19 protein-coding genes are annotated in these 18632 nt (G+C 37.9%); 3 read left to right on the plus strand and 16 right to left on the minus strand.

The annotated features are described in order from the left end of the window. Positions 1–402: 402 nt before the first annotated feature. The 5 genes from MKY26_RS14335 to MKY26_RS14355 all read right to left on the minus strand — a co-directional run bounded on the left by MKY26_RS14335 (position 403) and on the right by MKY26_RS14355 (position 7211). Complete coding sequence (locus MKY26_RS14335) at positions 403–903, minus strand: hypothetical protein (protein ID WP_341097898.1); 501 nt, start codon at positions 901–903, stop codon at positions 403–405. Next, complete coding sequence (locus MKY26_RS14340; protein ID WP_341097899.1) at positions 833–2002, minus strand: hypothetical protein; 1170 nt, start codon at positions 2000–2002, stop codon at positions 833–835. The genes MKY26_RS14335 and MKY26_RS14340 overlap by 71 nt, the downstream gene beginning before the upstream one ends. Before the next feature lie 184 nt (positions 2003–2186). Then, positions 2187–3297 (minus strand): peptide chain release factor 2 gene (gene prfB, locus MKY26_RS14345; protein ID WP_157733891.1). Its coding sequence is split into 2 segments (ribosomal slippage): positions 2187–3224 and positions 3226–3297, totalling 1110 coding nucleotides; the frame shifts between segments, so codons are not numbered across the junction. A 130-nt stretch (positions 3298–3427) separates the two neighbouring features. After that, complete coding sequence (secA, locus tag MKY26_RS14350; protein ID WP_322909696.1) at positions 3428–5953, minus strand: preprotein translocase subunit SecA; 2526 nt, start codon at positions 5951–5953, stop codon at positions 3428–3430. Between the two features lie 190 nt (positions 5954–6143). Further along, positions 6144–7211: a YecA family protein gene (locus tag MKY26_RS14355; protein ID WP_095371848.1), complete on the minus strand. Its 1068-nt coding sequence runs from the start codon at positions 7209–7211 to the stop codon at positions 6144–6146. A gap of 350 nt (positions 7212–7561) precedes the next feature. Between MKY26_RS14355 and MKY26_RS14360 the strand changes: the two genes are divergently transcribed. Together MKY26_RS14360 and MKY26_RS14365 are read left to right on the plus strand one after the other, a co-directional pair. Then, entirely contained in the window at positions 7562–7867 is a 306-nt protein-coding gene (locus tag MKY26_RS14360; protein ID WP_095371847.1) for a YkvA family protein, read from the plus strand. Positions 7868–8287: 420 nt separating this feature from the next. Beyond that, the gene (locus tag MKY26_RS14365) at positions 8288–8713 is read left to right on the plus strand and encodes a VOC family protein (protein WP_307319557.1); all 426 of its coding nucleotides are present in this window, start codon (positions 8288–8290) and stop codon (positions 8711–8713) included. 244 nt (positions 8714–8957) lie between these two features. Here MKY26_RS14365 and MKY26_RS14370 read toward each other — a convergent pair whose 3' ends face one another. Genes MKY26_RS14370 through MKY26_RS14400 form a run of 7 tightly spaced genes read right to left on the minus strand, consistent with a single transcriptional unit; the run spans position 8958 to position 15809 of the window. Continuing rightward, positions 8958–10025, minus strand: a complete 1068-nt coding sequence (locus tag MKY26_RS14370) for an ABC transporter ATP-binding protein (protein ID WP_095371845.1) — start codon at positions 10023–10025, stop codon at positions 8958–8960. A gap of 20 nt (positions 10026–10045) precedes the next feature. Further along, on the minus strand, positions 10046–10861 hold the full coding sequence (locus MKY26_RS14375; protein ID WP_328198144.1) for a carbohydrate ABC transporter permease: 816 nt from the start codon (positions 10859–10861) through the stop codon (positions 10046–10048). A gap of 13 nt (positions 10862–10874) precedes the next feature. Then, positions 10875–11837, minus strand: a complete 963-nt coding sequence (locus MKY26_RS14380; protein WP_095373598.1) for a carbohydrate ABC transporter permease — start codon at positions 11835–11837, stop codon at positions 10875–10877. A 24-nt stretch (positions 11838–11861) separates the two neighbouring features. Next, complete coding sequence (locus MKY26_RS14385; RefSeq protein WP_341097901.1) at positions 11862–13187, minus strand: ABC transporter substrate-binding protein; 1326 nt, start codon at positions 13185–13187, stop codon at positions 11862–11864. Positions 13188–13205: 18 nt separating this feature from the next. Then, positions 13206–14030, minus strand: a complete 825-nt coding sequence (locus MKY26_RS14390; RefSeq protein ID WP_341097904.1) for a metallophosphoesterase family protein — start codon at positions 14028–14030, stop codon at positions 13206–13208. A 22-nt stretch (positions 14031–14052) separates the two neighbouring features. After that, positions 14053–14838 carry a tyrosine-protein phosphatase gene (locus MKY26_RS14395; RefSeq protein WP_095371841.1) on the minus strand — a complete coding sequence of 262 codons (786 nt, stop codon included), beginning with the start codon at positions 14836–14838 and terminating at the stop codon, positions 14053–14055. After that, positions 14835–15809, minus strand: coding sequence for a metallophosphoesterase family protein (locus tag MKY26_RS14400; RefSeq protein WP_328198148.1), 975 nt, complete (start codon positions 15807–15809; stop codon positions 14835–14837). Before MKY26_RS14400 ends, MKY26_RS14395 begins: the two co-directional genes overlap by 4 nt. 214 nt (positions 15810–16023) lie before the next feature. Between MKY26_RS14400 and MKY26_RS14405 the strand changes: the two genes are divergently transcribed. Then, positions 16024–16671 carry a GntR family transcriptional regulator gene (locus MKY26_RS14405; protein WP_095371839.1) on the plus strand — a complete coding sequence of 216 codons (648 nt, stop codon included), beginning with the start codon at positions 16024–16026 and terminating at the stop codon, positions 16669–16671. A 127-nt stretch (positions 16672–16798) separates the two neighbouring features. Here the strand turns inward: MKY26_RS14405 and hpf are convergent, their stop codons facing one another. The 4 genes from hpf to fliS form a co-directional block, all read right to left on the minus strand. Then, positions 16799–17347, minus strand: a complete 549-nt coding sequence (gene hpf / locus MKY26_RS14410) for a ribosome hibernation-promoting factor, HPF/YfiA family (protein WP_095371838.1) — start codon at positions 17345–17347, stop codon at positions 16799–16801. 151 nt (positions 17348–17498) lie between these two features. Then, positions 17499–17876 (minus strand): hypothetical protein, encoded by a 378-nt coding sequence (locus tag MKY26_RS14415; RefSeq protein ID WP_180316929.1) that lies wholly within the window; start codon positions 17874–17876, stop codon positions 17499–17501. A 9-nt stretch (positions 17877–17885) separates the two neighbouring features. Continuing rightward, complete coding sequence (locus MKY26_RS14420; RefSeq protein WP_251162128.1) at positions 17886–18236, minus strand: hypothetical protein; 351 nt, start codon at positions 18234–18236, stop codon at positions 17886–17888. Then, on the minus strand, positions 18233–18631 hold the full coding sequence (gene fliS / locus MKY26_RS14425) for a flagellar export chaperone FliS (protein WP_341097906.1): 399 nt from the start codon (positions 18629–18631) through the stop codon (positions 18233–18235). Before fliS ends, MKY26_RS14420 begins: the two co-directional genes overlap by 4 nt. Between the last annotated feature and the right edge of the window lies 1 nt (position 18632).

Genomic DNA, 18632 nt, shown 5'->3' on the forward strand with positions numbered 1-18632 from the left:
CCTTTGTCTTTTCAGAGAGTGAGTATAGCATGGCTTTTATCCTATGTAAATGACATTCAACTACTGTGTTAAAGGGGTAAATAAACAAAGATATAAATTTTATTATGAGTTGTGGTGGATGGGATTATGCGGGAAGACTATACGTTCTCTATTTAGATTTATTTTAGGGATACATGTGGTGGGGGTAAGGAGAGGCTTACTTTAAAGGGAGCTGCTTGGTCTCAGCTAGTTGTATTTTTTGGTTTTATGTAGCCATGAATAGCCGGATAATTCTAATTCGTATAGAAACTCAATCCTTTTTCCATTGTGGAATCTTCTTGACTGGATGCGCTAATTGTTCTTCCTCAACATAGATGTGAAAACCTTTCAAGGGATACGGTAGCTGTGCTTCCGCTTCTGATTTCATTTTGAGTGACTTGCTATTTCAGTTTGTGAAGCTCTCAGCTTCGGTTTTCTTTCTGAGGGACTTGCTATTCCTGTTTGTGAAGCTCTCAGCTTCAGTTCTCTTTCTGAGGGACTTGCTATTCCTGTTTGCGAAGCTCTCATTTTCGGTTCTCTTTCTGAGTGACTTGCTATTCCTGTTTGCGAAGCTCTCATTTTCGGTTCTCTTTCTGAGTGACTCACAATTCCAGTTTGTGAAGCTCTCATTTTCGGTTCTCTTGCTGAGTGACTTGCTATTCCTGTTTGTGAAGCTCTCAGCTTCGGTTTTATTTCTGAGTGACTCACAGTTCCAGGTTGTGAAGCTCTCATTTTCGGTTTTCTTTCTGAGTGACTTGCTATTTCAGTTTGTGAAGCTCTCTTTTTCGGTTTTCTTTCTGAGTGACTTGCTATTTCAGTTTGCGAAGCTCTCATTTTCGGTTTTCTTTCTGAGTGACTCACTAATCCAGTTTGCGAAGCTCTCATTTTCGGTTCTCTTTCTGAGTGACTTACTATTCCTGTTTGTGAAGCTCTCAGCTTCAGTTCTCTTTCTGAGTGACTCACAATTCCAGTTTGCGAAGCTCTCATTTTCGGTTCTCTTGCTGAGTGACTTGCTATTTCTGTTTGCGAACCTCTCATTTTCGGTTCTCTTGCTGAGTGACTTGCTATTTCTGTTTGCGAACCTCTCATTTTCGGTTCTCTTGCTGAGTGACTTGCTATTCCGGTTTTGTGAAGCTCTCAGCTTCGGTTCTCTTTCTGAGTGACTTGCTATTTCTGTTTGTGAAGCTCTCATTTTCGGTTCTCTTTCTGAGTGACTTACTAATCCAGTTTGTGAAGCTCTCAGCTTCGGTTCTCTTTCTGAGTGACTCACTAATCCAGTTTGTGAAGCTCTCATTTCCAATTTTCCTGCTGAGTGACTTACTAATCCAGTTTGCGAAGCTCTCATTTTCAGTTCTCTTTCTGAGTGACTTGCTATTCCTGTTTGCGAAGCTCTCATTTTCGGTTCTCTTTCTGAGTGACTAACAATTCCAGTTTGTGAAGCTCTCATTTTCGGTTCTCTTGCTGAGTGACTTGCTATTCCTGTTTGTGAAGCTCTCAGCTTCGGTTTTATTTCTGAGTGACTCACAGTTCCAGGTTGTGAAGCTCTCATTTTCGGTTTTCTTTCTGAGTGACTTACTATTCCTGTTTGCGAACCTCTCATTTTCGGTTTTCTTTCTGAGTGACTCACAATTCCAGTTTGTGAAGCTCTCATTTCCAATTTTCCTGCTGAGTGACTTGCTATTCCAGTTTGTGAAGCTCTCAGCTTCGGTTTTCTTTCTGAGTGACTTGCTATTCCTGTTTGCGAAGCTCTCAGCTTCCGCTTTCTTTCTGAGTGACTCACAGTTCCAGTTTGCGAAGCTCTCATATTCGGTTCTCTTTCTGAGCGACTTGCTAATTCAGGTTGTGAAGCTCTCATTTTCGGTTTTCTTTCTGAGCGACTCACAGTTCCAATTTGCGAAGCCCTCATTTCCATTTTTCCTGCTAAGTGACTCACAATTCCAATTTGCGAAGCTCTCTTTCCCAATTTTCCTGCTGAGCGGCTCACTAATCCACTTTACAAAGCTCTCATTCTCATTCCCCTTCTTCTTTCCAAGTGACTCACAAACCCCGCTTCACATAGCGTTCATCCCCCCTCACTTCTGCCCCACTTACCAAACCTCGTTTCCAACATAAAACTATCACCAATATAAGAAAAGCAACGTCCTCCATTGCGGACGCTGCTTTCCTTCTTATTCACCTAAGCTCAATTTAGAGCGTAGGTAAGCGTTGATGAAGATGTCTAGGTCTCCGTCCATGACGCCTTGTACATTGCCTGATTCGGTGTTTGTACGGTGGTCTTTGACCATAGAGTATGGGTGGAAGACGTAGGAACGAATTTGGCTTCCCCAACCAATTTCTTTTTGTTCTCCACGGATCTCTAGTAATTCTTGCTCTTGTTCTTCGATTTTCTTTTGGTAAAGTTTCGCTTTCAACATTTTCATTGCTTGTTCGCGGTTTTTAATTTGGGAACGTTCTGACTGGCATGTAACAACGACATTTGTCGGTAAGTGCGTAATCCTTACCGCTGAATCCGTTGTATTGATATGCTGTCCACCTGCTCCACTGGCACGGTACGTATCAATTTTCAAATCCTCTGTCCGGATATCAATTTCAATTTCATCGTTGAATTCTGGCATTACTTCACAAGATACGAAGGAAGTATGGCGACGGCCAGAAGAATCAAATGGCGAAATACGTACGAGTCGATGAACGCCTTTCTCCGCTTTTAAATAGCCGTATGCATTATGTCCTTTAATAGACAATGTTACGCTCTTAATTCCCGCTTCGTCACCTGGCAGGTAATCTAATGTTTCTACTTTAAATCCTTTTTTCTCTGCCCAACGAGTGTACATACGTAATAACATCGAACCCCAGTCCTGAGACTCTGTACCACCAGCACCTGGATGAAGTTCTAAAATCGCGTTATTTTTATCGTATTCTTCACTTAAAAGCAATTGCAGCTCAAAATCAGCTAAACGCTTAGATAAAGCGACGATCTCCGTTTCAAGCTCTTCTTGTAGCTCTGCATCTGCTTCTTCTTTTACTAATTCATATGTTAATTCGAGATTCTCGAACGTCTCATTTAAATCATTGAACTCATTGACTTGTTCTTTTAATGCATTGGACTCATTGATCACTACTTGTGCGGCTTGTTGATCATCCCAAAAACTAGGATGAAGCATCTCGTTATCAAGTTCTGCAATACGTGCCTCTTTGTTTTCTAAGTCAAAGAGACCCCCTAAAGTCCGCTAAAATTTTAGCTGTTTTCTCTAACTCATGACGAATCTCTGCTAATTCCATCTTGGTCACCTCTACACATATTTTTAACCTTTATATTATATAACTTCTCCCGGCAAAGTGAAACACTTCGTGTAAAAAGCCGGCAGCGACCCTTATAAACAGGTTTTTGCCGGCTCTTATTCAGATATTGTTAACCTTTTGCACCACAGCAGTTTTTATATTTTTTTCCACTGCCGCAAATACATGGATCATTACGACCAACATCCATTTGTTTGACAACAGGCTTTTTCTTCTTCTGTTTACCGTCTTCACTTTCTTTCGGGTTGACAGCTTGGCCTTTTGCTACTTCTTGACGTTGAAGATTGTCACGAATTTCTGCTTTCATCACATATTTCGCTACATCTTCTTCAATAGCAGCAATCATCATTTCAAACATGTGGAATCCTTCTTTTTGATATTCGCGCAGTGGATCAATTTGTCCATACGCACGCAGGTGAATCCCTTGACGAAGTTGATCCATGGCATCAATATGATCAATCCATTTTGTATCAACAGCACGAAGCATAATTACTTTTTCGAATTCGCGCATTTGTTCACTTTGCATTTTTTCTTCTTTTTCATTATAGAAGGCAATGATTTTATCCCAAATATGATCGATTACTTCATCCGCTTCTTTTCTGCGAATATCTTCCACCGTAACCGTTCCTTCTGGAAGAAGATTTCCTTTAACGTAATCAATTAATCCTTCATAGTTCCATTCATCGTCACCATCTTCTTCTGTTTGTGAAGCAAAAGCGTGGACGTTCCGTGTTAAGACGCTATGAACCATACGCTCGACAATTTCTCTTAAGTTCTCTGAATCAAGCACTTCATTTCTTTGTGTATAAATAATCTCACGTTGCTGACGCAAAACATCATCATATGAAAGCAATTGTTTACGTGCGTCGAAGTTATTTCCTTCTACACGTTTTTGGGCGGATTCAACTGCACGTGAAACCATTTTACTTTGAATCGGTTGCGAATCATCCATGCCGAGCTTCGACATCATGTTTTTCATATTATCCGAGCCAAAACGACGCATTAATTCATCTTCCATTGATAAATAGAACTGGGTGACACCAGGATCACCTTGACGACCAGAACGACCACGGAGCTGGTTATCAATTCGACGACTTTCATGTCGCTCTGTACCGATAACAGCTAAGCCGCCAACTTCTTTGACACCTTCACCAAGTTTGATATCAGTACCACGACCAGCCATATTTGTAGCAATCGTAACGGCGCCAGACTTACCAGCATCTAAAATAATATCTGCTTCACGACCATGGTTTTTCGCATTCAAGACATTATGCGGAATCCCTTTTTTCGTTAAGTATTTTGAGATAATTTCAGACGTTTCAATGGCAACTGTACCAACAAGGACTGGTTGCCCATTTTTATGGCGTTCTGCTATGTCTTCCACTAAAGCACGATATTTTCCATCCACCGTTGCATAAATTAAATCAGAACGATCATCACGTGCAACAGGACGGTTTGTCGGAATTGCAATGACATTCATATTGTAAATGTTACGGAATTCCTCTTCTTCTGTTTTTGCTGTACCTGTCATACCTGATAATTTCTCATACATACGGAAGTAGTTCTGGAATGTAATGGAAGCAAGGGTCATACTTTCATTCTGAATTTCTAAGCCTTCCTTCGCTTCAATTGATTGGTGAAGACCATCACTATAACGACGACCTTTCATGAGACGGCCAGTGAATTGGTCGACAATCACAATTTCGCCTTCTTGTACAACGTAGTCCACATCTTTATGCATACTTGTGTGTGCCTTTAGCGCTTGCGTAATATGGTGATTCAAAGAAACATGAGAAACATCAAACAAATTTTCAATGCCAAAAGCTTTCTCGGCCTTTGTCATCCCTTCTTCCGTTAATTGCACACCTTTTGTTTTTTCATCGTAAGTGAAGTCTTCCTCTACCTTTAAGCGGCTAACAAAGGCATTCGCTTGTAAATAAAGTTTCGTTGATTTTTGTGCGGATCCAGAAATAATTAATGGTGTACGCGCTTCATCAATTAAAATCGAGTCAACCTCATCAATAACTGCAAAATTTAACGGCCGTTGCACTTTTTGCTCTTTATAAAGCACCATATTGTCTCGTAAATAATCAAAACCTAATTCATTGTTTGTACTATAAGTAATATCAGCTGCATAGGCTGCTTGTTTTTCCTCTTTAGACATACCATTTAAGTTCAAACCAACAGTTAGTCCAAGGAAATCATATAGTTGTCCCATTTCAGTAGCATCACGAGTCACTAAGTATTCATTGACTGTTACAACATGTACACCTTTTCCTGAAATCGCATTTAAATAAACCGGCATCGTCGAAGTTAAAGTTTTACCTTCACCGGTTTTCATTTCAGATATGTTGCCATCATGAAGTGCTGCCCCACCCATTAACTGTACGGGATACGGGTATAAGCCAAACACACGTCTTGACGCTTCTCTTACCACAGCAAATGCTTCTACTAGTAAATCCTCAAGCGATTCACCTTTTTGATGACGCTCTTTGAACTCACCCGTTTTCGCTTTTAAGTGTTCATCACTCAGCGCTTCCATCTTCGAAGCTAATGCTTCTATTTGTTCCGCCGTTTTCGTTAGGCGTTTTAATTCACGTTTATTCACATCAAAAACCTTATTTAAAATCCCAAGCATACAAACGCTCCTTTATCTATTGGAGATGTCTATTTAATGTGTCATCCTGAAACAATGATATATGGTATTAATGATACCACTTCGCATGGGTAGAGACAACTTTTGTCAGGTGTGAGGGTGTAATTTTTGTCATATAGGGCGGCGAAATAATAAAGAAAGAAGCTAGATTCATTACTAGCTTCTCTCCCATTTAAATATCTTGCTTTGTTTTATTAAAAATATCGTCAATAAATGCAGCTACTTGGCTCTGAATATCCCTATAGTAAGTGGATACGCGGCCAGCTGTTAGCCCGTATTTTTCCCCAAGCTCTTTTTGTGTCATACTTGATTCGACACCTGACTGTTCATAAACAAAATAACGTAGGGCAGCAATATAATTTTCTGCTTTTTGAATACGTTTATTCGTTTGTTTAATGTATTCTACCCACACACCTACACCGAAATTAATGACCCATTGCGGTTCTCCCGCTGCAGTCATATCTTTTTCAAATTGCTCTGCCACTTGTTTAGCCCCTTCGGTTGGCCATTCATAAGCATCCATATCTACACTTGCTGCTGCCTCTGGAAGGCGATGCATGAGCTCCAAGAAATGATCTTCGAGATATTGGATAGCATGATTATTTCCGATTGCTGCAAAATCATCTTTTAGATAACCTTCATAATCTGCTGCTTTTCCTTCTGATACTTCGAATAAGCAAGGGAAAGCGGTATATTTGTCCTCATATGGGAATAATACACCGAAAGCAAACCAACCTTCAGAAAAATCATTCATTGCTTCATCTAATACGACTGTATACGATTCATTTGTCAGTGTATCAACAAAATGTAGGTCTCTATCATCAAGTCCAATCACTTTCCCAGCTACCGGGATCGCCACTTTCCAAGATTGTAGAATTTCTTGTAATCTTGGTCTTAAGACAGCTGATTCTTTATGTTCAATAAACTTATGAAGAATCGTTTCACCGTCTTCAACCGTTTTAAATGGAATATACCAGAAAGGCATCATAAATTCGAAAAATTCCGCGTCATCTTTATCGGTATCTTCCAGTTTTTCCATTAGTTGTTGATACTCACTTCTAATGGCGTTACCATATCTTTGATACGCAAAAATACGTAATTCTTTTTGTAACTCGCTCACTTCATTATCAATGAGTTCTGTAATAGTAATTGTTTCCTTTTTCGCACAGCATTTTTTGTATTTTTTTCCACTGCCACAAGGACAAGGGTCATTTCGATTAATTTTCACAGCTGTTTGCATATTTCATTCTCCTCTCATCACCTAGGAACAGCTTGTTCTATTATATATGATTAGTTATCTACTTTCGTTGATCGCGGATATACCAACTCAACTAAAAGCCGACTCACAATAAGTGCCCCCGGCTAACCTACAAAATTATCGCTATTCTATACTAACATTAATCTAGGGCTAAGGTCATTTAATAGAAAATTATAAAAGATGGAATGATTCAGTATAATTCAACTGATAGAGTAAAGGATATCTTCTAAAGAGTAGGGGTAATGAACATAAACAGCATTTAGATTGTCAATAATCGTCTCAACAGGTATGATGAGGGAAATAACAGACAACAATCGGAAAGGAAGAGGAAGATGAAGAAATTCTTTAAACGTGTTGGGTTTGTCCTAACCTTCTGGAGATTCATTCCTTTTTTCTTTGAATACTTAGCAGCTAAAGATATTCCTTTATGGAAGAAACTACTTCCTGTAGGCGTATCGATTGCCTATATTCTCATTCCAATAGATCTCATTCCAGACTTTCTTTATATCATCGGTATCACAGATGATGTACTCTTCACAACCTTTATCCTCCAAAGCATGGTTAAATATGCACCGGACCGGTTGAAACTGAAGTACTCGAAGCTCTTGGATGACAACCAGAAACCCGTGAAGAAATAAATGCTTATATGTGGATTGCCCTCTGTTCTTGTTGAGGGCTTTTTTTGCGTTTAATTAAGACAATGAATCAATGTAAGCTATTGAAGCAAAAATCTTGTTTACTCAAGGCTGTCGGTAAGAAGTGAAGTCGAAGTGACTTTTGAAAGAATATTCCTTTCGTAATCTCCTATGAAGGGGAATCTAAAGAAACTTATGCCTGTTGATTTTCCCAGGCAGATAAAGGCTATGGTAGAGGGTACTTATTAACACTATTTTCGGATTATCTAAAGTATGAAGTTAAGAGAGAGCTTAAATGCTTCTCTTTTTTTTACGAAATAGAAGGTGTAAATCTGTTTTAGTAGAAATATAGAAATAAAGTTTGATACAAGGTATACAAATAAATATTCTGTAGTAAAAAAATGAGACGATGAGGTGCTAAAAATGATTGTAGCAGTAAACCCTTATGTAGTAACAAACGGAAATGGAAAAGAAGCAGTGCAATTTTATGTTGATGTCTTTAACGCAGAGCTTATTTCGTTGCAAACATTTGGAGAGATGCCAGAGGATCCGGATCACCCACTTCCAAGTGAAGCACAGGACCGTGTATTGAATGCTCAATTTAAAGTAGGCAATACCACTATGATGCTTTCCGATAATTTTCCTGGAACTCCTTATACGATTGGAAATCAAGTAACCATTGCCATTCAAATCGATTCAGTGGATTCATCAAAACAAATATTTGAGAAATTGTCTAAAGAGGGGAAAGTTACAATGCCTCTACAAGAAACGTTTTGGAGCCCATCATATGGACAAGTAACTGATAAATATGGAGTAGAGTGGCAAGTTTCAGCTCTTCCGCAAGACTAATGTAAATCAGCCCTTTCTTCTACTTTAGAAGGGGCTTTTGTTTATTCAGCTTTTTGATCATGTATCCTAAAATAAGCGATATTTAGCAAAGGTTGTGAGCGATACAACAAACGTCGAAATTTTACTGTGGGGGCACAAATAAAAGAAGCACCAGAAAAAATTCGATTCGGCAAATGAATAATTCCCGGTGGCCCCTACAAAACTTAAAAAAGCGCAATCTCCTACCTGGAATTGCGCATACCTGTTATAAAACTACTGGTTCTCTTCTATTATTACTTACCTTCATATCTGCTAAAAGATTTTCTACCAAATTAACATCTCTCACTCTTTCCCCACTCTTATCAAATACCAAGACATCTTCTTTTGAAAATGCGATTAGGGATTCTTTAGTAGGTGTTTGCCAAGTGGACTCACCTTTTACAAAAACTTTCCCCCAATCCGTTGTAAGACAATAGATAGATTCTCCACCTAAATGTTCAGTAGAAACAACGGCACCTGTTAATACATAATCAGCATTCACATTAAGGTCATCTTCCTTCATACTCATATTTTCTGGTCGGATACCGATGGAATAATCACCATAAGACAATATATTTGTGGGGGGTGAGCCGATAAATTGTGCTACGAATAGATTGGCTGGATTTGTATAGATCTCCTTCGGTGTCCCTTTTTGCATGATATGACCATTGTTCATAATAATGATATATGACCCCATTGACATCGCTTCAATTTGGTCATGTGTGACATAAAGAAAGGTAGTTTGTAATTCTTTTTGTAATTCAATAAGTTCTTGTCTCATTTGATTCCTCAGTTTTGCATCCAAGTTGGACAAAGGCTCGTCCATTAGAAACGCGTGCGGCCTTTTAACAATAGCCCTCGCTAACGCCACCCTTTGCCTTTGCCCCCCTGATAACTCACCTGGACGCTTATTAGCGTGTTCTGTTAACTCCACCATCTCAATCACTTTATTTACCATGATCAGACGTTTGTTTTTCTCTATTTTTTTTATTTTTAATCCGTATTCAATGTTCTTAAATACTGTCATATGCGGATACAATGCATAATTTTGAAAAACCATGCCGATATCACGGTCTTTAGGCTCGCTATAGGTAATATCTTGGTCATTAATAAAAATAGACCCACTTGTCGGTTCTTCTAAACCAGCAATCATACGCAATAGCGTTGACTTACCGCATCCTGAAGGACCTAGTAAAATGGCAAAGGATCCATCTGGTATATCAACATCGATTCCTTTTAGTATTTCTTTTTGACCGAAAGATTTCTTCATTTGTTCAACTTTAATACTCCCCATAATTTACGCCTCCAGCTTATTTATTTGATGCCAAATCGAACAAAAGAGTCAACGATATGTTTTTGTAAAAATAAGTAGATAAGTAATATCGGTATACATGAGATAGTTGTAGCTGCCATCAGTGATCCCCACATATTCACATCCGAATTGACAAAAGACTTCAATCCAATTTGAATGGGTGCATTCTCCATTTCTTTCGTCACTAACATTGGCCATAAATACTCATTCCAAGCATTAATAAAAAGAATAATGCCCAATGAAATGACGGTCGAACGAATATTTGGAAGGATAATTCTTAATAAAATACCGAGGTCAGACTCTCCATCTAACCTTGCCGCATCAATTAGTGCTGTAGGAAATGACTTAAAACTTTGATAGATTGATAAAATAGCAAAGGTTGATGCAGCGAATGGTAAGACAATACCTAATGGATTTTCATTTAAGCCTATTTGATTAATCAACACATAGTTTGGAATCATTACCGCTTGAAAAGGAATCAGCCAAGTTAAGCTAAGTAATGTAAAAATTAAAAGTTTCCCTTTAAAACTCCATCGGACTAATGCATACCCCGCTAATAAACTGGTTGACAACTGCAAAATCGTCATTAAAGTAGCAACTACAAATGAGTTAAATAACATTTGTATGATAGGCATTTCTGCGAATGCATATAGATAATTTTGCCATGTTGGTGCCTGTGGTATAAAAGAACTTGTGAAAATTTCAGATTCATTTTTAAATGAAGAGATAATCATCCAATATAGTGGGAAAATAGCGATGATACTCATCATTATTAATAGAAAATGCTGAAGTACCGTTACTGATTTTATCCGTTTCATCACTTTTACTCCCTTAATTATCATAGAATGCAAATTTTTTCGTTAACACATTTAAACCGATAGCAATGATCGCAAATACAATAAAAAATAACGTCGCGGCTGCTGAACTTAATCCTGCATTTAAGTTACTGAATCCATATTTATACATCTCATAATAAATATTCGTTGACGTACCGAACGGACCGCCTGCTGTTAAAATATCAATATAAGCGAAGGTAAATTGACTAGAAAATAGAATACTCATTGTGAGCATAAACAATATTGTTGGTGACAATAAAGGAATAGTGATCGTCATTAATTGCTTCCATTTCGTCGCACCATCTAAAGCTGCTGCTTCGAAATAATCTCTGTTAATATTGGTCAATGCTGCAGAGAAAATAATCGTACTAAATCCAATCAAGCCCCATCCTGTCATCAAAAGAATGAGCCATTTCGCATAGACTGGATCAGTAAAGAAAGAGATGTTTGCATCGGTGATTCCAAGTTTTTGTAATGTAATATTGACTAATCCATTGGCAGGATGAAAGAGCCATCTCCAGATTGCCCCTACAGTTACTGGTGCCAATATCATTGGGATGAAAAACATTGCCCGATACACATTTTTCACTCTGCCATTTAACCCATTTGTTGCTACAGCTAAAAGCATTGGAATGATGATAGAGAAAGGTAGTATACCCACTGTATAAAAAACTGTATTTTCGATAGATTGAACGAAGTCCTTAGTTTGGAACAAGCGAATAAAATTATCTAACCCTACTGCAATAGGTTCTGTGCCTGGGACCATACTCCACTTTTGAAAGGCTAAAACAAAAGTAGATAGTAACGGTTTATACATCCAAACCCCTAATAAAAGAATTGCAGGTAGTAAAAATAAATAAGGTTTCCATTTTATAAGTGAACGAGCAACACGTCTGTTTTTCTGCCCGTTCACTTTTTTTCCTTGCTCTGATACGATTATGCTTTTTACCTCACTCATAAGATTCCCTTCTCTCATGAACACCTATTGTATTAATTGGTTAATTTCTTCTTCTGCTGCTTTTAAAGTTTTTTCTACATCTGCATCCGTTGAAACCGATTGAACAATCGCATCTCTAAATATATTGGACATTTCAGTTGCATATTCCGCTGGCCAAATTACTGCTGGTTGGATGTTTTTCAATTGCTCCAAGTTGATTTTATATAATGGATTTTCGTCAATAAATCCTTTTAAATAATTGGGATCATCAGCTAACTCTGTTCTGAGCGGTAAATAGCCTACCTCAGAAGTTATGATTGTATAGCCTTCATTACCAGTAACATATTTAATAAACTCCCACACCGCTGCCTTTTTCACATCATTATCTGGTCTAACAGCTAAAACACTTCCAGAGTTCACTGGTACAGACGGATTGTTTCCGAATGATGGTAAACCAGCGCCGTAAAGTTCCCAGCCACCTGCTTCGGAAGCATTTTTAAATCCGCTATGCAATGCAGTAGAAGTAATGTACATTCCTAGATTACCAGCCATAAATTGCTCGGGTAACTCCGTATCACTCCCAACTGCATGGGCACCGTTTTGATAGAGATCCTTCCACATTTCAATCGCTTCAATACTTTCTTGATTTGCGAATTGCGCTTCCTTACGATCATCAGAAAGTACTTTGCCTCCATTACTTAATATCACACCTTCAGTTGTCCAACCATTATCCGGTGCTAACGCAAAGCCATCTTTGCCTGTCGCTTCATTTATTTTAAGTGAATATTCCTTAATCTCATCCCACGTTTGTGGTGGCTTTGTTGGATCTAAGCCTGCTTCTTCGAATAATTTTCCATTCATAAAAACAATCGGTGTGCTAAATGTAAATGCCAACCCATATGTCTTTCCATCAATTTTCCCTAAACTCAATGCATTATCTGAAATGCCATTGAAATGATTGTTTAATTCTTCTGCTGGAAACACATCTTCATAAGCTTGGAATCCGAGAGTTTCTCTTGAATTATCTAATGTTGAAAAAGTATGTTGAACAATATCAACCGCTTTTCCAGCCGCAATATCTGCCTTAAACTGTTGATAAGAGGCATCAGCAACCCCTTCAACAATGACACCCTTTTCTTTTCCAATTGTGTCATTGAACTCATTAATTAGATGTTCCATCCCCTCTTTCATTGTTGGAGCAGCTAAACTATAAGAATAAAAAGTTATCTTTGTAGGGTTCTCTGGGTCTAATTCTCCCATTTCCTGTGAGACGGTTGAAGCGTCAGAAGAGCTACAAGCACTTAACACTGAAGCGATACCTAACAATAGAGTGAGCATAATAAAGAGCCTCTTACTTTTTAATTTAACCATTTACCTCTCCCCCTTCACTTAAGAATGCTGAAGCATCTGCTTCAATTCTACTGATAAAAATGTATCAAACTTATCTGGGTACCTAACATGTTCTACACTTGCACCATTTTCGCCTAATGTACATATGCTATAGCCCGTACGATTATTAAACGAAGCTAATTCTTGACCAATTTCCATACTAAAAGAAGTTCCTCCCGCAGTAGATAATAGAATATTTTCATAGGTAGTTACTTTATTCTGATGAGTATGACCACTAAGAACTAGTTTGACATCGGTATTTTTTATAATAGCCAATACCTCTGCTGAATTCGATAAGCTATGGCCATCGACCACATGTCCAGCTTCCAATGGATGATGGACAACAACAATCGAACCATTAGGGGCAGGCTGAGCTAATGTCTCCTTTAACCATTGTAGTTGTTCCTCACTCACTACACCTTTTCCACTATGATCATAGCTAGAATCTAGTACGATTAGGCGATAGCCTTGAATAATTGCTTCGTAAAATAAGTCCCGCTTCTCTCCTTTTACGTTGCCTATACCTTCCCAGTAAGCTTCTGTCACATCATGATTCCCTAAAGCTAAATAATAAGGAATATCTATGATATGATCTTCTAGTAATTTAGCTAAGAAAGCATAATCTTCAACTGTCCCTTCGTGAACAAGGTCCCCACTAATTAAAATGAAATCTGGCGCTTTTTCATCTTGTGTGATTGCTTGTAGTATTCCTTTCAACGTTTCAGTTGGGTTATTGTCAACACCTGTTAATGTTTCAATTAAACTGCCTTTATATTCTCTTAGAATATGTGTATCTGATAAATGAGCAAACCTTAATTTATCCATGTTCATTTCCCCCTTTAGAAAATTACTCTTGCAAGCAGAAATCTTTTATTTTTTTCCTTATTTCATTTGTTATTCCAAACTCTAGGTACAAATAAGTGTCAAAATCGCCGTATATTTCTTCTATAGCAGATTTAGTTGCAAGTAAATATTCTTCTTGCAATAAAAAGGCTGCTTTTAATTGCAAGAACTCCTCTTCCACAAGTGCTGCTTCTGCCTGCAGAAACATTTGCTCATGAAAGGTGGCTAAAGCAACATTAGAATAAAGGTAATCTTCCATCACAGTTGAAAATGGCACACCGAGTGTAAGTAAAATAATCATAGCGCCTATACCTGTTCGATCCCTTCCTCCAGCACAATGATGGATTAGCGGCAAGTTTTTCTCTGGTTCTTTTAATAAATTCATCAAAGCTTGGTAAGAAGCATTTCGAACCGGAAAAGTAGAATAGAGTGTTAAAAATGTTTCTTTAGTATAGTGTTTGAATACATCTTCTTTTTTCTTTACTTTCGATACTTGCTCGGCGATATTATCCTCAGCGATTACCGGTACTCGTAAAAGCTTGGCACTACCAATTTCCGGATCAGGTTTTTCATTTGCTTCATCTTCTCTACGATAGTCAAATATATATTTAATCTTTTGTTTAGACAGTTGAGCAATATCATCTGTCGTTAATCCACTTAAATCTCCCGCTCTATATATGATGCCGCTTCGTACTTTTCGACCATCTACGGTAACGAGCCCTCCCATATCACGAAAATTCAGAGCCCCTTTTAGGGGAACAGTTTGTGAATAAAGTCCAGTTGTTGTCATTGATTCACCTCATACTTTTCCAAATCACTGACACCATCTAGTTCGATAACTTGAAAACCAACTTCGCCATTTTTTACTGTTACAAAAAGAATATGATCGATCGATCCAACACTATCACCGTGCCAACATGCACCCGTACGACCCATTTGAATATAATTTCTGTTATTTTTTTTCGTTACTTCCAATTGATGAAGGTGTCCTGCAAACATCGTATACATTCTTGATTCAAGCATATTCTCAAATTGGCTGAACTTAGGATCCTTCGTTTTCCAAGCTGGCTTATGCATAAATACAAAAGTATGTTTCACATCATTATTTTCATGTAACACTTCAGCAAAAAACTGTAATTGCTCATCTGAAATATGAGGTAAGTTACCCTTCTCAATATCTTCCTCCGAAGCCCCTTCAGTCATTTGTCCGAAGAATTCTTCAATGTACCCTCTAGCTTTTGCTGGATTTTCAACTACTTGATTGGTAATATCCCTAAAACTCTTTACAAAAGATTCAGGCATACCTAAAGGATTTTCCTCTGTATTCAGCACTAAAAATAAATAATCATTTAATCGAAAAGCGTAATACTCAAAACCTTTTCGCTCACGCCAAACTTTAACCATAGTGTCATTTCCATAGTCATGGTTACCAACTGTTAAATAAAATGGGATGTCTACCTCTTTAATTAACTGATCAATATAGTCCCACTCTCCATGGGCCGCTTCCTCTTGATCCCAATAACCTTCAATGAAATCACCTACTGAAAGGACAAAATCAGGATTAAGGCCTTTTACCACCTGCAAACCTTTCTCAAAAATGCCTGGTGTTGTAATCCCACAGCGATCACCAACAACTGCAAACGAAAAATCATTTTCAAGGTGAGTGGACATGTCTCCAAACCAAGGTCTCTTACCATTCTTAGAAAAATCTTCTTTAAAATAATGTTGCGTCCCAAGCTTTTTTTGATCTATAACATGCATCCAGTTGTCCTCCTTTATTTAAATACAACTGAAGTATACAACTAGCATGTTAATAAGATGTTAATCTAACATGAATCATTTTATGAGTTTGGTGAATTTTTTAAATTTAGTGTAAATTCAAAGGTTACATGATGTATTATTAGGAAATCATCGCTATAATTGTATAATCATAGGATGTTCAATTAATGGATTTAGACAGAGAGGAATTAGGACAATGACAAAATCTTTAATAGATACCGCTTATCACACCATTCGAACGAAAATTCTTACTTGCGAATACCTACCGGGAAGCCTACTATCCATATATAAATTATCAGAGGAATTAGCTATGAGTCGAACACCCATCTCTAATGCGATTGCTAAACTTGAACTAGAAGGGTTAGTGATCTCCTTAAAAAATAGAGGTGTGATGGTGAAGGAAGTATCATCTAAAGAGATACTAGATATGTTCGAAGTCATTTTCACCCATCAAATGTATGCGCTTGAAAAGGTAGAAACAAATCCGCTTTATTCATTTAATTTATCACTTTTAAATGAACATTTAGAGCAACAACTACTAGATAAAGAGAACGATCGTTATTTCTCTTATGCGACTCACTCATTACAATTCATAAGACAAATCATAGCTGCTGGACAAAACCAAATCATGCTTCAAATTATGGATCAGCATATGGACAAAATCATCATTGGTTCTATGGCCAGTTACTTGCTTTACCCAGAAAAACGGATTTTTTCTGGTGCTCATTATAATGAAGCACTTTACCTATCCATTGAAGCAAAGGAATACGAACAAACAAAAGAACTACTAAAAGAATGGCGAGCTCAAATTAGAGAACGTATCTTAATAATGGGAGCTATATGAATACTTGCATGACTTACGAAGGGAAGACATATTAATGTTCTGCTAGTATTTATCTTCTGTGGTATAAACTTCTTTCGCACATGAAAAAAGCAGGCAGCGCCATAGCACCTACCTGCTTCCTTTTATATTATTGCGCTTCGATGAGTCCGTAGCGCCCATCTTTTCGTTTGTATACAACGTTTGTTAAGCTTGTGGCTGCGTTGGTGAAGACGAAGAAGCTATGGCCGAGCATGTTCATTTGTAAAATGGCCTCTTCACTGTCCATTGGCTTAAGGTCAAAGTGCTTTTGGCGAACGACCTCTAAGTCATTGTCTTCTTCTGGGTGTTCTTCAGGCTCCTCAAAAGTAGCGAATAATTCGTTAATGCCGCCTTTTTCGCGGAATTTTCGATTGACTTTCGTTTTATGTTTACGAATCTGTCTCTCCAACTTGTCGTTGATTAAGTCGATGGCTGCATACATATCAGCATGAGCCTCTTCTGCTCGAAGTACAAGATTCGTCATCGGAATCGTTACTTCAACTTTTGACGTTTTATCATTATTGGTTTTCAGGTTTACGTTTACATTTACATTAGGAGTTTCAGTAAAATATCTTTCCAACTTCATAATTTTCTTCTCGACGTAGTCTCTGATTGCTGGAGTTACCTCAATGTTTTCACCCCGAATGTTAAAATTCATAAGTGAACTCCTCCTTCTCTTTATAAGAGTCATAAGGATGATTTAGCCTGTCCTTCTTCAGCTAATCCTTATCAGCTAGTCTTTAAATAAGACTATACTCTATATTTCTATGTTACCCGTAAAAAGTCCTGCTAAAACCTTTTTAACGTAATTAAGAAAATAAATAAGGTTGCAATTCATAGTCTATCATTCGGTGCCAAGCTGCAAACAAAGGGAAAAATTGCTCACGTAATATTTCTTGTTTTTCTGGCGCGTTACCGATGGTTTGCTCCAGTCGATCAGCTTGTTCCTGCACCTTTTCAAACACATGCATAATATGAACCATTTCACTGTTTTCCTTAAACAAATGCAGTAATTGCTCGTTCACTGCTTTGATTTGTGGAAAAGAATCAATAACCTCAAAAAGAAGCGCATCACCATCGTCTTTATCTAAATCTGTGAAGCTATCTACAATATAGGTAAAGCTTTCTTCTAGTGTATTTAACACAGAACAATACTCTCTTAGGAGAATATACTGCTCCTCCTTCAACTTCATCACCTAATTTCGTTTATCATAAAAAACACCGTCGCTCATCCCAACAGCTTCATACGGATTCGCATATTGCTTACTCTTTACTTTCTGCACCTTCAATCTTTTGATATCATCCTTAATGATTTGCTGGTGCTGATCTAATAATTGTTTAATGGCGCGATCCTGCTTCAATAGCACGTCTTTCATCTTCTGAGCTTCTGTTGACTGAAAATCAACTTGTCTCATTAAAATAAATCGTTGATCAAGCAAATCATCCGTCTTCTTTATGTAAGCTTCTCGTTCATGTTCAGGTAAGCCTTGGTTTAAATGAAGCAATAACTCACGCGTACAAACGATCAAATCAGTTGTCGCTGTCATGATTGTTCACTGCTAACCATTTGGGGTTTTTTCTGCGCTAACATCATTTCTTTCCATGTATTACGAAGATCCATAATCATTGATTCCGCTTCTTTTAAGGCTGTTAGATCATTGCGTGTATTGGCTTCAACTAAGGTTCTCAACACATAATCATAGATTCGTAGCAGATCACTAGATATTTCAACCTCTTGATTGAGTGTCACCATAAATTCTTGTATGATGTTTTGCGCCTTCTGCATATTTTCATTGCGCTTTGCAACTTCACCTTGCTCCATTGCTTGCTTGGCAATGCTAATAAACTTCAAACAACCGTTGTAAAGCATCATCGTTAGTTCTGCCGGTGTGGCTGTATTAATAGAAGTTTGTTGATATTTTTGGTACGGGTTGGTTGTCATC

The sequence above is a fragment of the Cytobacillus sp. FSL R7-0680 genome (assembly GCF_038009245.1).
Taxonomy (GTDB): domain Bacteria; phylum Bacillota; class Bacilli; order Bacillales; family Cytobacillaceae; genus Cytobacillus; species Cytobacillus kochii.